Annotated in this window: 17 protein-coding genes; 7 read left to right on the top strand and 10 right to left on the bottom strand. The window is 39.9% G+C overall.

Going from position 1 to position 14,874, the window contains the following annotated elements:
• Position 1 precedes the first annotated feature (1 nt).
• Positions 2 to 658 (top strand): molybdate ABC transporter permease subunit, encoded by a 657-nt coding sequence (gene modB / locus B3D94_RS21575; protein ID WP_069481752.1) that lies wholly within the window; start codon positions 2 to 4, stop codon positions 656 to 658.
• A 37-nt stretch (positions 659 to 695) separates the two neighbouring features.
• Here the strand turns inward: modB and moaD are convergent, their stop codons facing one another.
• From moaD to B3D94_RS21600, 5 genes are read right to left on the bottom strand one after another with little or no spacing between them, the layout of a single operon-like run.
• Positions 696 to 929, bottom strand: coding sequence for a molybdopterin converting factor subunit 1 (gene moaD / locus B3D94_RS21580; RefSeq protein WP_069481753.1), 234 nt, complete (start codon positions 927 to 929; stop codon positions 696 to 698).
• Positions 922 to 1,401 (bottom strand): molybdenum cofactor biosynthesis protein MoaE, encoded by a 480-nt coding sequence (locus B3D94_RS21585; protein ID WP_291760410.1) that lies wholly within the window; start codon positions 1,399 to 1,401, stop codon positions 922 to 924. The genes moaD and B3D94_RS21585 overlap by 8 nt, the downstream gene beginning before the upstream one ends.
• Positions 1,398 to 1,922 carry a molybdopterin-guanine dinucleotide biosynthesis protein B gene (mobB, locus tag B3D94_RS21590; protein WP_291760413.1) on the bottom strand — a complete coding sequence of 175 codons (525 nt, stop codon included), beginning with the start codon at positions 1,920 to 1,922 and terminating at the stop codon, positions 1,398 to 1,400. The genes B3D94_RS21585 and mobB overlap by 4 nt, the downstream gene beginning before the upstream one ends.
• Positions 1,886 to 3,175 (bottom strand): gephyrin-like molybdotransferase Glp, encoded by a 1,290-nt coding sequence (glp, locus tag B3D94_RS21595; RefSeq protein WP_291760415.1) that lies wholly within the window; start codon positions 3,173 to 3,175, stop codon positions 1,886 to 1,888. The genes mobB and glp overlap by 37 nt, the downstream gene beginning before the upstream one ends.
• A 13-nt stretch (positions 3,176 to 3,188) precedes the next feature.
• On the bottom strand, positions 3,189 to 4,205 hold the full coding sequence (locus B3D94_RS21600; RefSeq protein ID WP_291760418.1) for a thiazole biosynthesis adenylyltransferase ThiF: 1,017 nt from the start codon (positions 4,203 to 4,205) through the stop codon (positions 3,189 to 3,191).
• 175 nt (positions 4,206 to 4,380) lie between these two features.
• On the opposite strand from B3D94_RS21600, the gene B3D94_RS21605 reads away from it, so the two are divergent.
• The 3 genes from B3D94_RS21605 to moaC are packed head-to-tail and all read left to right on the top strand — an operon-like array spanning position 4,381 to position 5,937.
• Positions 4,381 to 4,875: a MogA/MoaB family molybdenum cofactor biosynthesis protein gene (locus B3D94_RS21605; protein WP_069481757.1), complete on the top strand. Its 495-nt coding sequence runs from the start codon at positions 4,381 to 4,383 to the stop codon at positions 4,873 to 4,875.
• Positions 4,872 to 5,462 carry a molybdenum cofactor guanylyltransferase gene (locus B3D94_RS21610; RefSeq protein WP_291760422.1) on the top strand — a complete coding sequence of 197 codons (591 nt, stop codon included), beginning with the start codon at positions 4,872 to 4,874 and terminating at the stop codon, positions 5,460 to 5,462. Before B3D94_RS21605 ends, B3D94_RS21610 begins: the two co-directional genes overlap by 4 nt.
• Positions 5,455 to 5,937: a cyclic pyranopterin monophosphate synthase MoaC gene (gene moaC / locus B3D94_RS21615; RefSeq protein ID WP_069481759.1), complete on the top strand. Its 483-nt coding sequence runs from the start codon at positions 5,455 to 5,457 to the stop codon at positions 5,935 to 5,937. The genes B3D94_RS21610 and moaC overlap by 8 nt, the downstream gene beginning before the upstream one ends.
• Positions 5,938 to 5,983: 46 nt before the next feature.
• Here moaC and moaA read toward each other — a convergent pair whose 3' ends face one another.
• Genes moaA through B3D94_RS21630 form a run of 3 tightly spaced genes read right to left on the bottom strand, consistent with a single transcriptional unit; the run spans position 5,984 to position 8,180 of the window.
• Positions 5,984 to 7,000 (bottom strand): GTP 3',8-cyclase MoaA, encoded by a 1,017-nt coding sequence (gene moaA / locus B3D94_RS21620; protein WP_291760427.1) that lies wholly within the window; start codon positions 6,998 to 7,000, stop codon positions 5,984 to 5,986.
• Positions 7,001 to 7,819, bottom strand: a complete 819-nt coding sequence (gene fdhD, locus B3D94_RS21625) for a formate dehydrogenase accessory sulfurtransferase FdhD (protein WP_193832336.1) — start codon at positions 7,817 to 7,819, stop codon at positions 7,001 to 7,003. It abuts the gene before it with no gap.
• A 13-nt stretch (positions 7,820 to 7,832) separates the two neighbouring features.
• Positions 7,833 to 8,180 carry a DUF2294 domain-containing protein gene (locus tag B3D94_RS21630; protein ID WP_291760431.1) on the bottom strand — a complete coding sequence of 116 codons (348 nt, stop codon included), beginning with the start codon at positions 8,178 to 8,180 and terminating at the stop codon, positions 7,833 to 7,835.
• Positions 8,181 to 8,760: 580 nt separating this feature from the next.
• Here B3D94_RS21630 and fdhF point away from each other — a divergent pair.
• Genes fdhF through B3D94_RS21645 form a run of 3 tightly spaced genes read left to right on the top strand, consistent with a single transcriptional unit; the run spans position 8,761 to position 13,236 of the window.
• A complete protein-coding gene (gene fdhF / locus B3D94_RS21635) occupies positions 8,761 to 11,697 on the top strand; it encodes a formate dehydrogenase subunit alpha (RefSeq protein WP_291760434.1) in 2,937 nt (978 codons plus the stop codon).
• A gap of 4 nt (positions 11,698 to 11,701) precedes the next feature.
• A complete protein-coding gene (locus B3D94_RS21640) occupies positions 11,702 to 12,181 on the top strand; it encodes a DUF1641 domain-containing protein (protein ID WP_291760438.1) in 480 nt (159 codons plus the stop codon).
• 11 nt (positions 12,182 to 12,192) lie between these two features.
• Positions 12,193 to 13,236: an Mrp/NBP35 family ATP-binding protein gene (locus tag B3D94_RS21645; RefSeq protein ID WP_069481764.1), complete on the top strand. Its 1,044-nt coding sequence runs from the start codon at positions 12,193 to 12,195 to the stop codon at positions 13,234 to 13,236.
• A gap of 96 nt (positions 13,237 to 13,332) precedes the next feature.
• Here B3D94_RS21645 and B3D94_RS21650 read toward each other — a convergent pair whose 3' ends face one another.
• Complete coding sequence (locus B3D94_RS21650; protein ID WP_069481765.1) at positions 13,333 to 13,620, bottom strand: hypothetical protein; 288 nt, start codon at positions 13,618 to 13,620, stop codon at positions 13,333 to 13,335.
• Between the two features lie 126 nt (positions 13,621 to 13,746).
• On the bottom strand, positions 13,747 to 14,859 hold the full coding sequence (locus B3D94_RS21655) for a PA2928 family protein (RefSeq protein ID WP_291760441.1): 1,113 nt from the start codon (positions 14,857 to 14,859) through the stop codon (positions 13,747 to 13,749).
• Positions 14,860 to 14,874 lie beyond the last annotated feature (15 nt).

Consider the following 14,874-nt stretch of genomic DNA (forward strand, 5'->3'; position numbering starts at 1 on the left):
GATGGGTACCGATTTTTGGTCTCCCCTTAGGCTTTCGATAGAAATTGCCTTTGTTGCGGGTATGATTGCTATATTGGCAGGTATTTTATTGGGCAAATGGATGGCGTCTCATCATTTTAGGGGAAAGCTATTACTGGAAACGATTTTGCTAATGCCCTTAGTATTACCTCCAACTGTAGTAGGTTTTCTGCTCATTGTTATATTTGGGAAGAATAGTTTGTTAGGAAATCTAATTATCTGGCTTTTTGATCAGCCTGTCATGTTTACATGGTGGGCAGCCGTCATCGCCTCTACCATCGTTGCCTTTCCATTAATGTATCAATCGGCCAAAACGGGCTTTGCCTCGATTGATCGCGATATTGAACATGCAGCACGTGTAGATGGGGCTAACGAATGGCAAGTCTTTATGTTCGTTTCCATTCCACTTGCATTAAAGGCTCTTGTTTCAGGGGGCATTTTGAGCTTCACTCGTGCATTAGGTGAGTTTGGGGCTACGTTAATGTTTGCGGGTAATATTCCTGGGAAAACACAAACAACCCCATTAGCTATTTATATGGCGATTGATTCAGGGAACATGACTCTTGCCTGGACTTGGGTTTTGTGCATGATCGCTATTTCTTTTCTGATGCTTCTTAGCATTCATTTCCTAAAAGTATAAAAGAGGTAGCTGGTTTAAACCAGCTACCTCTTTTTCGTCATCCACCACTAATAGGTGGAATAAAGGCGATTGTGTCGCCCGATCTAACAATGGTTGTATCCGTTGCAAATTCCTCATTAATGGCTGTCATCATCTGCTGTAATGTCAATTGAGGATAGTGCTGTTCCATCCATTCTTTTACTGAAGCAACCGTCACGTCTGATAGATCTACTGATAGTGTTGACGCACCAACCGCTTCTTGTAAATGAGCAAATAATAAGATATTAATCACAATTTCCCTCCTCATCAATCACCGGTTTTCCTTCAGGATACGGGACATTTTCTAATTGATCCCCCATCCATTGCGTACCATCTTCCCAATGTTCTTTTTTCCAAATGGGCACAATCTGTTTAATGCGGTCAATTGCATATTCATTTGCCAAATAGGCTACTTTTCGATGTGGGGATGATACAGCAATGACTACGGCTATATCCGTAATATCCAATCGCCCTATGCGATGTGTAATCGCTATTTCTGCTTCTGGCCATTGCTGTTTTAGTTCTTGTGCAATTTGCTCAAACATTTTAATTGCCATAGCCGGGTAAGCCTGATATTCCAAGTACAAAGTTTTCTTACCTTGTGTAATTTCTCGTACAGTTCCGATGAATAGCGTAATCGCTCCAGCGTTTCGACTAATTACTTTGTGCCGTACTTCCTCCACATCAATCGGCTTATCAATAATTTCAAACATAGCTGTCGTCATAGTTTTTCCCTCATTTCATTCAACAAAAACTCCATATATTCTGTTTCTTCATTAATAGAAAAGGCTGGAATCATTAGGTTTTGATCAATTGGATAGCTTGGCCAATAAATTACACAAAGGATATTAGACATTTGTTGTAGCAACAGATGGTCCTGCGCTGTTCGTAGTAACACGACTTTCGGGTAATGTTCTCTTTTATATCCTTCAATCAAAATAATATCCATTGAAAGGGTAGCATAAATTGCAAGTATATCTGCAAGTTGCCAGCTATCTTGGTGAATACTTAACCGTAAAGTACCTTCTCCTTCTACTGCTGAAACACGAGCACCTGCCTGTTCGTGTCGACTACTATCCTTCGAAGAATTTTCTACTGGCGCTCCACCATGCCCGTGATGTTTAATGGTCCCTACTCGTAGCCCTACTTTCGTGGCTTGCTTGATCAATTGCTCCATCAAAGTCGTTTTTCCACTATTTTGATAGCCAACTATCTGTATGATTTTTCGATGTTGTGCCAAGGCCACTCACTTCCTTGCAAATCTTCTAGCAATAAAACTGCTACTTGCATGTCTTTTTCATAGCCACGGGAGCCACCAGGTAAGGCAATAAATGCATTAGCTGACGCTAAAGACGAAACGGCACTCGATTTATCAAAACCAGATGGTACAGCCAATAGCTGACCGTTTTCATAGTATACACGAGCTCTTACAAAGCGAGTAAATGGATTGGGCTTTGTAAAATCTGCCCCTAAAATAGCTTGCTCTCTGCGGACATGTGGCTGTTGATTGCCAAATGCTGTGCGAATAATGGGACGTACAAATAGCTCAAAGCCAACATAGCATGCGGAAGGATTACCGGAAAGTCCAAATAATAATTGATCATTTCTAGCAGCAACTGTTGTTACACTCCCTGGACGCATCGCCACCTTATTAAATAATACCTTAGCGTCGATAGCTTGATAGATAGCCGGTAAATAATCATAATCTCCAACGGAAACGCCTCCCGTTGTCAGTAAAATATCGACTTCCTGTAATGCTTTTTCAACGATATGAATACATAAATCAAGATCATCGCTAAATTTGCCAAAGTATCGAACTTCTGCACCTGTTCGTTCGATTTGTGCCATGATCATATAAGCATTGCTATTTCGAATTTTTCCTGGCTGTAAAGATTCCTCTGGCTCTAGTAACTCACTACCAGTGGCAATGACACCTACCACTAATTTACGGAATACAGGCACTTGCGCATAGCCAAATGTAGCTAGTAAGGCCATGACACCGGGGTTAATATATTGTCCTCTTTCAATTAGAACCGTATGCTGCTGTACATCTTCACCTTTATAAGAAATATTAGTGCCCGCTGTAAACGCCCGTTTAATTGACATAAATGTTTGCTGATGTTCCACAAATGTCTGGGTTAATTCTAGCATTACAACTGCATCGCAACCTTTTGGTATTGGCGCCCCCGTCATAATACGTACAGCTTGGCCATATCCAACTTCATCTTCGTAAACAAAGCCAGCACCAATTTCTCCAATGACTTGAAATATGGCTGGCTGTGCTGACGACGCTTCTTGACTATCGATAGAACGAATGGCATAGCCATCATAGGGGGATCGATCAAAGGCTGGTACATCATGATCGGCGACAATGTCCTCCGCAATAAAGCGTCCATATGCCTGTGATAATGGCACAAACTCCTTTTTGGCTTGAAAAGCATATTCCATTACACGATGTACAGCTTCTGACACTGGAATTGGTTGTCTCTTTTCTAACATTTGGCACACTCCTTTATCCTAACAAACGATAGTAAATGGTTTTTGCTTGTTGTATCTCCTGAATTCCATGAATCACTACACGCCCATCCTGAAAAATGACAATGCGATAATCTTCTGTTTGGCAAGATAGCAAATAAGGATTAATTTGAATATCTCCATACGAACGAAGCTGATCTGCCAACTGCTCTAAATTGTAGTGAGTCGGATTTGGCGGTCGGATTTGTACGGCATCACGACCACAAAGCACCTCTAGTTTTGTTTGATTTTCATAAGCTAAAGATGGATACGTAGGGTGGTGACCACAGGTTGGACAATCATCCTGACGTATTTTATCTACGTTGATTTCATAATGTTGATTTTGCCAAACATCAAACGTCAAATAGCTTTTTCGTAAGGCCTTTTCATCACCAACTAGCAGTTTTAATACCTCTGCTACTTGATATGCCGCTACTATTTGGACAGTAGGGCTAATAATTCCTACTGTATCACAGGTCATCCCTGTTTGAGGCATTACCTTCAGCAAACATCGTAAACATGGTGTTTTCCCTGGCACAATCGTATAGGTAGCCCCATAACTACTTACACAAGAGCCATACACCCATGGAATACGATACTGTTGTGCAAGATCATTCATCAGAAAGCGAACATCGAAATTATCAGTGGCGTCTACCATGACATCTATATCGTCTAGCAACGGTAGCAATGATTCTGTACAGGCATCCATAATAGCAATATGAATAGCCACCTCTGCATTAATTTGTTGCAGTCGATTTTTGGCTGCGATCACTTTCGGCAATTTCTCTTGTGCGTCTTTCTCCGTATATAATTGCTGTCGTTGCAAATTACTCCATTCCACATAATCTCGATCGATCAGCGTTAATTTTCCAACACCTGCACGTACGAGTGCTTCTGCGCTAGCACTGCCTAAGGCGCCAACCCCTATAATGAGGACATGTTTTTGTTTTATTGCCTGCTGCCCTGTTTGTCCAATAGAGCTAAATAATTGTTGTCTCGAATATCTATTATTCATAAGTATTTTGCCTTTCCTTCTATGAATTTTCGTTTGACCTTTTCGTCGATAGCATTATAATAAAGTGAAACTTACTCAGAATATTTTTCTCTATTTCGTGCTCGTTCTTCACTTCATCAATCGAGCCTTTTTTGTAAAAAACTCCAATAACGCAAGAAAAGGAGGTTATTCTACCTTGCATCCTACACATCATCAACAACCCATCCATGCTGCCATTTTAACTGTGAGTGATACACGGACAAAGGGAGATGATATAGCAGGTCAGCGCATTCATTCTTTACTTCAAGAGGCTGCTTTTGAAGTAGTTGACTACCAAATAACAAAGGATGAACCGCTTGATATCTCAAAACTTATTCATCAATGGTGCAATCATGCCAACATCAATGCCATTATCGTCACTGGTGGAACTGGTTTTACACCAAGAGACCAAACCTACGACACCATTTTGCCTCTTTTTGAAAAAGAAATGATGGGGTTTGGAGAATTATTTCGAACGTTAAGCTATGAGGAAATTGGTCCAAAAGCTATGTTTAGTCGGGCCACAGCTGGGTGCCGCCATCAAACGGCTATTTATGTTTTACCAGGTTCTACTAACGCTGTCACATTGGCCATGACCAAGCTTATTTTACCGACCGTACAACATTTTGTTGGAGAATTGAATCGCCTATGAATGTTGCTGGTGTTATCTTTGCTGGTGGTCAATCCTCTCGATATGGTCAACCGAAAATGTTTGAGACGTTTGCGGGGCTGCCTTTATATAAGCACAGCCTCAACGCCCTCCAAGAAAATCAACTAAATCCTTTGGTGATTGCTACAAACGCTAGCCTGCAACCAAGGTTTGGCCCCGAGAATGTGCAATGGATTATAGAACAGCAGCCCCATCAAGGGCCACTTTTTGCCCTGCATCATATACTGGCATCTTTTCCTGAGGTAGAATGGTTTTTTGTCGTCGCTAGTGATATGCCCTATATGAACGCACCGTTTATTGAAGAGATGCTAGGCAATATAAATGATTCTTATGATGCGATTGTTCCAAAACAAAATTCGCGCTACCAGCCATTAGCAGCCTTATATCGACGCACTGCATTACCCATGGCAAAACAATTGACGGAACAAAACAAACGGAGTATGAAAGTGCTTTTAGATCAGCTTCGTGTTTGTTATGTTCCTTTTAATGAGAACTGTCCAACATTTATTAATATCAACGCTCAACATGATTGGCTACAAACAGTAACAAAGGAGTCTAACAATGAATAATTTTACCCACTGGAACGAAGCAGGTCGTCCCAAAATGGTCGACATATCTGAAAAAGAAATAACAACGCGCACAGCCATAGCACGCAGTACCATTACATTATCCAATGAGGTCTATCAGGCCATCCAACAAGGTGGTATCAAGAAAGGTGACCCTACACAAGTCGCTCAAATTGCAGGAATTATGGGCGCTAAAAAAACGGCTGATATCATCCCTATGTGCCACCCTATTATGCTACAGGGCACGGATTTGCAATTTGACTATCAGAAAACGGAACTTGGTTATGAGCTACACATTCAAGCTACTGTCAAATGCAATGGAAAAACTGGTGTCGAAATGGAGGCTCTTACAGCTGTGTCCATCGCTGCCCTCACTTTTTACGACATGTGTAAAGCGGTAGATAAAACGATGGTCATTAAAGAAACCTATCTTGTAGAAAAAACAGGCGGAAAAAGCGGTACCTTTACGCATAAATAAACAGAAAAAATTCGGCGGCTTGCCGATTTTTTTCTGTTTTTCATGTTTACCCCCCGATATGAGACATTTCAACTTTAGCCTTTTTCCTGTTTGCCATCGTCTGTTCGTTCCGCTCGTCTGAATAGCGATCATTTCTTTCTGTCCATACATTTTTTATACAATTAATAATTGCTGTATCATCTTGTCCTGATCTTAATAGCTCTCTTAAATCCGTACCCTCTGTAGCAAATAAACAAGTATATAATTTGCCCTCTGCTGAGAGGCGGGCACGTGAGCAAGAAGTGCAAAAAGAATCTGTGACTGATGATATAATACCAATCTCCCCTTGATTATCCTTGTATTGGTAACGTGTCGCCACTTCCCCTTGATAATTAGGAGCAATCGGTTGCAACGGTGAATGCTGATGGATTTGCTCAACAATGTCTTTTTTGGCCAACACATCATCCATGCGCCAACCATTCGAATTCCCAACATCCATATACTCAATAAAGCGTAAAATATGTTGTTTTTCTTTAAAAAATCGTGCCATTTCTAAAACATCTTGGTCATTTTTTCCTTTTTGAACGACCATATTAATTTTTACTTGTAAACCTGCTTCCGCTGCCTTTTCAATACCCTCTAACACAGTTGAAACCATCCCTCGATGTCCATTCATCTCAAAAAAACGCTCGTCGTTTAGTGAATCTAAACTAATTGACACTCGTGATAAGCCTGCTTGTGCCAATGGCTGTGCATATTTTTTTAATAAAGTGCCATTTGTTGTTAAGGCAATATCTTCTACACCTTCTAGGCGATGAATTCGGGCAATTAATTCCGTTAAATCACGGCGTAATAAAGGCTCTCCACCTGTAATGCGAACTTTTTTAACACCTAATGAGACGAAGATTTTGACTAATCTTTCAATCTCCTCGAAGTTTAATATTTTATCAGACGGTAAAAATGCATAATCTGGACCAAATACTTCTGCTGGCATACAATAACGACAGCGAAAGTTGCAGCGATCTGTCACGGATATTCTTAAATCTCTTAACGGTCTGTGTAGTTGGTCTTGTAGATCCGTCATTTAATCTCCTTCTTTCCGTACATTCTGAGCTGGTATGATGATGCGTTGTGGATGTGTATAAATATTCAATGTTTGTTGTCGAATAAAGCCTACCGTCGTAATACCAAGCTGTTCGGCCAATTGCAAGGCTAATTCGGTTGGTGCTGATTTGGACAATACTATTTCGCAGCCTATTTTAGATACCTTTAGTAAAATCTCTGATGATATCCGTCCACTAAAAACAATAATTTTATCTTGCATACTAATATTTTGACGTAAACAATAGCCGTAAATTTTATCTAAAGCGTTATGGCGACCAATATCCATGCGACTTAAAACAATGCCATTGACATCGCATAGCGCTGCATTATGCACACCACCTGTTTTTTTAAATATATCAGCCGTCTCTTGCATTGCATGCATTAAACGAAAGCAATCTTCAGTCGTAATTTGCACATGAATATCTTCCATTTTTTTTGCTACTAAAGCATCGTTTGTGAAAACAAAGCCTTGTCGACTCATTCCACAACAAGACGTTATATAGCGTTTGTTTTGTGTTTGCTGATAGTAAGGATTGACATGCTTGGTTTTAATGTGCACAAAGCCTTCTTGTTCTTGATGCCAAATGTCCTCAATATCCTCGTAACTACGGATCACCCGTTCAGACGCTAAATAACCGATGACCATATCCTCGACATACTCTGGCGTACAAACCATCGTGACAAATTCTTGTTGATTAATTTTCACGGTCACAGCATATTCTGAGACAATTAAATCATCTATTTCCTTCACTTGCTGCCCCTCAACCCGCACAATCTTCCTCGTAACGGCTCTCTCCATAAGGCATCCTCCTTTATTCATTTATATGCTTTTCAAAAACAAAGACGGAAATCGCAAAATCCTCTTCAATTTTAATATCTGAAAATAAATGGAGTAATTTACTGCCCATTAATTCTTCCATGCCCTCCGGTGGCGATTGTGCATATAAATCTTGAATCATGCTCGTCCTTGCGGCATGAACCATTTTCAATCCTTCGGGTGAACCCGCAATGAATTTTTCAGTTGGGGTGATATTCCCGTATAAAGTGGAAACAGCCATATTTTCAACAAAAACCGTATGAATACGTTCTGGTCCTTTACCAAAAACTTCTTTTCGTAATTTACGAATCATATCGTTAAATTCATGAACTTTTTTAGACATCGTAACGATTCTCCCATCATCATTATACTTTTTTAGGCAATCACTATGGGGGTCACCCTTACAGTTTGTTAATCATATAGTAACTTTTAAAAAAATAAAAGGGAAAATGTTTTTGATAATTATTCTCATGTAAAAATATTTATGATTCATATTGTTCCTTTTGCGGGAAAGGGCTATAATAATAGCACAAATGGAATTTATGTATTTTGATCCCTATGTCGCATCTACTTAGAAATCGCATAGTGTTTATGAATATTTGAATTCTATTATGACCAAAAAATAAAAGCTGATTGAGTTTTTAGCAAGGCCTGCTAAGAATTTTATCCACCATGAATGTATTAGCATGTCTTGGACGTGCCATTTCATGGTGGATTTTTTTATTTTTTAATCCGAGACATGGATAACTTGTTATGTTCTAACAATTACCCTATTTTGAGGTAGCTTCAAGGTCATTTGGGAATTACAATGATAACAAGACAATCTTTTCATCATTTATAAAAACTCGCAATGTAATTCCCTTTTGTCTTAAGCCGTAACAGGTTGTCCGAGTAGTCTCATAGTGTAAAAGGAGGAAGTTACCTTGACTCAAATTCATATTAATGGCGTAACGTACGATGTAAAAGAAGGAGCTACAATCCTGGATACCATTAATCACCATGACATCCCACATCCACAAATTTGTCATGTACCTACCGTTGATCCAATCGAGACTTGTGATACATGTATCGTTGAGGTGAACGGCCAATTAGTTCGGTCATGCTCGACGAAGGCAGTCGATGGCATGAATATATTATTAACTTCTGACAAAGCAAAGGCGGCACAAACGGAAGCGATGGATCGTCTTCTTGAAAATCATTTATTGTACTGTACAGTTTGTGATAATAATAACGGGAATTGTACGTTACACAACACAGCTGAGTTAATGGAAATCGAGCATCAAAAATATCCATACAAACCAAAAGTCGAGCCACATGAAGTGGATATGTCACACCCATTTTACCGATATGATCCAAACCAATGTATCGCATGTGGACAATGTGTAGAGGTTTGTCAAAGTTTACAGGTAAATGAAACGCTATCTTTGGATTGGGAGGCAGAAAGACCTCGCGTAATTTGGGATACTGGCGTTGCGATTAATGATTCTTCCTGTGTCAGCTGCGGTCAATGTGTAACCGTTTGCCCATGTAATGCGTTAATGGAAAAATCCATGCTTGGAGAGGCTGGATTTATGACTGGTCTTAAACAGGATATGTTAGATCCAATGATCAGTTTGATAAAGGAAGTAGAGCCCGGCTATAGTGGTATCTTTGCTGTTTCTGAGGTGGAAGCGGCGATGCGTAGTAAACGGACGAAAAAGACAAAAACAGTTTGTACTTTCTGTGGTGTAGGCTGCTCGTTCGAAGTGTGGACAAAGGATCGTAAAATTTTAAAAGTACAACCTTCCGATGGTCCTGTCAATGCGATTTCTACTTGTGTTAAAGGGAAATTCGGTTGGGACTTCATCAACTCTGAAGAACGTATAACAAAGCCATTAATTCGTAAAGAAGATGCCTTTGTGGAATCCTCTTGGGATGAAGCACTTGATTTAATTGCCACTAAACTGGGAGGCATTCAACAACAATATGGCCCTGGTTCTGTTGGCTTTATTTCATCATCTAAAATTACAAACGAAGAAAATTACTTAATTCAAAAAATGGCACGTCAATTGTTTAAGACAAATGATGTTGATAATTGTTCCCGCTATTGCCAATCACCGGCTACGGACGGTTTATTACGCACTGTAGGTATGGGTGGAGATGCAGGAACTATCAAAGATATTGCCAAGGCAGGTCTTGTCATTATTATTGGGGCAAATCCGGCTGAGGGTCATCCCGTTTTGGCCACTCGTGTCAAACGTGCCCATAAATTACACGGTCAGAAACTGATTGTTGCTGATATACGTAAACATGAAATGGCTGAGCGTTCAGACATATTTATGCGTCCGAAGCAAGGTACTGACCAAGTATGGTTAATGGCTGTAACCAAATATATGATGGATCAAGGATGGCATGATGAAGCCTTCATTCAGGAAAATGTCCTACACTTGGATGATTTCAAACAAGTTCTTGAAAAATATACACTTGATTATGCACAAGAAATGACTGGTATTTCTAATGAAACCTTAATTCAGGTGGCAGAAATGATACGTGACGCAGACGGCACTTGCGTTCTTTGGGGTATGGGCGTCACGCAAAATACAGGTGGTTCTTATACATCAGCTGCCATTTCTAATTTACTTTTAGCAACTGGTAACTACCGTCGTCCAGGTGCAGGTGCCTACCCTCTTCGCGGTCATAATAATGTTCAAGGCGCATGCGATATGGGTACACTACCAAATCTATTGCCAGGCTATCAAAAAGTAACAGATGATGAAGCTCGTGCTAAATTTGAACAAGCATATGGTGTCAACATTCCACCACAGCCAGGTCGTAATAATATGCAAATGTTAGATGCGATTATGGAAGGTAAAATGAAAGCGATGTATTTAGTAGGAGAAGATATGGCGCTTGTCGACTGCAATGCTAACCATGTGGATGAGGTGCTATCCCAATTAGACTTCTTTGTGGTCCAAGATTGTTTCCTATCACGCACGGCACAATATGCGGATGTAATTTTACCAGCTGCTCCTTCACTTGAAAAAGAAGGTACATTCACTAATACAGAACGTCGCGTTCAACGTCTGTATCAGGTTTTACCGACACTTGGTGAGTCGAAGCCAGATTGGGAAATTCTACAAGCAGTTGCTCGTCGTCTTGGTGCTGACTGGCATTACAATCACCCAAGCGACATTTTCGACGAAATGGCTAGCCTTTCTCCCCTTTTCTCACAAGCCAACTATGATGTATTAGAGGGCTGGGGTAGCTTCTGCTGGGGTAGTCATGATGGGAAAGATACTCCTTTACTATATGACGATGGATTTAACTTCCCTGATAAAAAGGCACGCTTTGCATTAAATGACTGGGTGGAACCAGTTGAATTTGAGGCACAGTATGATTGTCATATAAATAACGGGCGTATGCTTGAACACTTCCATGAAGGCAACTTAACGAATAAATCGAAGGGTATTCAATCAAAAGTTCCTGAGATTTTTGTAGAAGTATCACCAGAATTAGCGAGAGAACGAGGCATTGAGGATGGTGCCCTACTCCGTTTAGTATCGCCATATGGTGCATTAAAGCTAAATGCTCTTGTCACAGATCGCGTACAAGGTAACGAGCTATTCTTACCAATGAACTCTGTTAGCAAGGATTCCGCTATTAATTTCTTAACGGGTCCAGCCGCAGATGTGAATACGTCAACACCTGCCTATAAACAAACGAAAGTTCGAGTAGAAGTGCTAAAAGCAAAAGGAAAATCACCACTTCCTCGAACAAACCCACGCTATAAAAAGCGCCATCCTCAAAATGGCGTCGAGGTACAACGAAAATGGAATCGTCCTGGCTACGTTCACTTAACAACTACTAACGAAAGAGAGTGAGAGCATGGCTGTCCCGATTACAAGCATAAAAAAGCAACAATTTACGGATGAACAACTAAAAGAACAAAAATTAGATAATCTAAAACAACTACTTTCTGATCATGAAGAAGCAGTTCAGCAAGTATTTACCATTATGGCAGAACTAAATGATATTGGAGCATTAGAAGCCGCTACTAAGTTACTTGAGGCGAAAGAGGATGTTGCTCATATAGCACTTGGGCAATTAACACGAAAGCCTGTGACGAATATCATTAATAATTTGATGGGTGTTGCAAGAGCCTTGACAGAGCTAAATCCTGACACAACAACAAAACTTATTGAAGGCTTAAATGCTGGGGTAGACGAAGCTAACAAAGCTCTAGAAACTGATGAAAAAGTGAGTGCTTTTAAGCTAGTTAAAATGTTAAATGATCCAGATGTTAATCGTGCACTCAATTTCGGTGTCCATTTCTTAAAAGGACTTGGCAAAGGCTTAAAAGATTAGGTGGTGTCTACATGTTAACGAAAGAAATTATACTCAACACCTTGAAACAGGTTGAAGATCCAGAGCTTCACCAAAGTATTATAGACTTAAATATGGTGCGCAATATTCAAATCAATGGTACAGAAGTATCGCTTGATATCATTTTGACTATTTCTGGCTGCCCTTTAAAAGCAAAAATTCAGCAGGATGTGGAGGAGGCATTAAAAGCGATTGGTGTCTCCCCTGTCATCATTAGCTTTGGGGCAATGACTGAACAGGAGCGCCGCACCTTAACCGCCTCTCTACAAGCGAAAAATGTGACAGATAAAGGGATGCCAAAAATGCTATTGCCCCATTCTGGTGTTCGATTTATTGCAGTAACTAGTGGTAAAGGTGGAGTTGGTAAGTCTACCGTAACGATCAACCTAGCTGTTGCTCTTGCTCGTCTTGGGAAACGTGTCGGTATTTTAGATGCAGATATTTACGGCTTCAGTATACCAACAATGATGAATGTTGACCAAAAACCGACCATGCTTGACCAAACTGCTATCCCTGTAATGGTTCAGGGCGTCAAAATCATGTCGATGGGCTTTTTTACAAATGACAACCAGCCTGTCATGTGGCGTGGGCCTATGCTTAACAAATGGATTCGAAATTTCCTGGTCAACACACATTGGGGAGAATTAGATTATCTCCTCATCGATTTGCCACCAGGTACAGGCGATGTGGCAATTGATATGGCGGCGATGATTCCTCAAGCACAGGAAGTAATTGTCACAACACCTCATCTTGCTGCATCTCATGTTGCTTCGCGAGCAGGTTTAATGGCTCAACATACCAAACACACCATACTTGGTGTCGTCGAAAATATGGCCTATTTTGAAGGGGCAGATGGTCAAAAAAACTATCTTTTTGGACAAGGTGGAGCTGAACAATTAGCCGAATTACTGCAAACTAATGTTTTAGCACATATTCCTTTTGCTCAACCTGAAGAAAATACGGGCTCCTCCGTATACGATGCAGATACAATTATTGGCGAAGTGTTTACTCACCTAGCAGAAGATATACTCTATTAATAAAAAAGAATCCCTTGATTTGTGTATAAGCAAATCAAAGGATTCTTTTTTATTCCCTGTTATTTTTTTCGAGCATTCACCGAATTTAACGGATCACTAATAGCCAGCCTTTTTTAATACTTGCATGAAATAAAAACGATACGTATTTTGGACAAATGTATCTAATGGAAGCCCCACATTCACCTGATATTTCGTAAAAATAAAATAAAATCGTTTATCCCAGTTTAAACGTAATAACTGCCCCGCCTCTTCACCATGCTTCCATGTAAATTCCTCAATTAAAGGTTCAATCATCGCAAAACAATAGTCTTTTAAACGAGCGAGAGCTTCGATATCTTTATCCCTTTGAAAGCGTGTAATCCAATCTATTATTTGCTCATTCATTAGCTTACTCCATTCTTATTTTACAGAGTTTCTTCCTATTAAATTATACTCTTTTTTATGAGAAGCGAATAATGCTTTTCTGAGCTTAATGATTTTTTACCATAAGTTATTTCAGCACACTGTCATTTACATTTCATCAATTGGTCGATTCCAACGTAGGTGATATTGAACAATCCTATCCCTTGAATGTTTGTCTAGGACTAAAAGCTGATCCCCTGTATGGATGATATAACCCTTCTCCACTGTTCGTACTTTAGGCTGCTGTTGATAGGAATTAATGGCACCAATCTTCTCTTCCCATAGCAATTGATGCTTTTTCATATCGTACAGCACGAGCATATGATCTGCACTCTCTCGCTGGGTCCGTCGATATGAAACGAGGGCAGTGCCGTTAGCTAAATCTACATCCATCACTTTTGGCTCTAAATTTTGATAGTTTAGTATAGCTGGCTCTGACAACACCTGATGACTAAAATCTTGAATCTCCTCATAATCTTCTAAAGGCTGCTGATGCGTAGCAAAATAACCCGACAAATCCGACTCAATAAAGAAACGAGCAGCTATATAATTTTTGGCATTGTCATCTTTGTTTAAATTCTTACCATCATAATGATAAAAATGACCATCTACACCTTCTAAATAAAGTTTGTTTTGTAAAGCTATCAGTTGTTGCGCACCATTGCTCAAAATATCTATTAATGGCTGGTGCTGCTGGCGAAATTCCTTTTCAGAAAGGATTTCTTTTCCCGTTTTTATATCTAAAAGTGACAATTGCCCATACTCACCATCTCGATGGTGAACAAGTAAGCCACCCATAAAGTTTCCAATAAGCGTTTCTTTATAGGAAGCCGATTTTGTCCATTGTTTTTCACCTGTCTCCATATTCACAGCTACAATGAGATAGTGTGAAATCACGTGTGTAATGCCATTTGTTGTTCCATTATTTTCAGAGCCCTGCACCATTTGGACAGCTATTTGTTGTGATTCATCTGTATAAATGGAGGAGTCCGATTTGATTGGAAAGCCTCGTCCTGCTAAACCGAAAACTATCATTAGTCCATTACTTACTACTAAATAAATGACGAGCAAGCTGATAGAAATAATAAGACGCTTTCGTTTAATAGCAATAAATAGTAGCAGTAACAATCCCAGTCCAAAGACAACCCCTAAAAAAATATCGTGAACAAGCCAGCCATTTAAACGCCAAGAATACATGTACCGTTGAAGAAATTGATCCACTTTAGTAACTCCTCT

The organism is Lysinibacillus sp. UBA5990 (assembly GCF_002429815.1).
GTDB lineage: Bacteria > Bacillota > Bacilli > Bacillales_A > Planococcaceae > Lysinibacillus > Lysinibacillus fusiformis.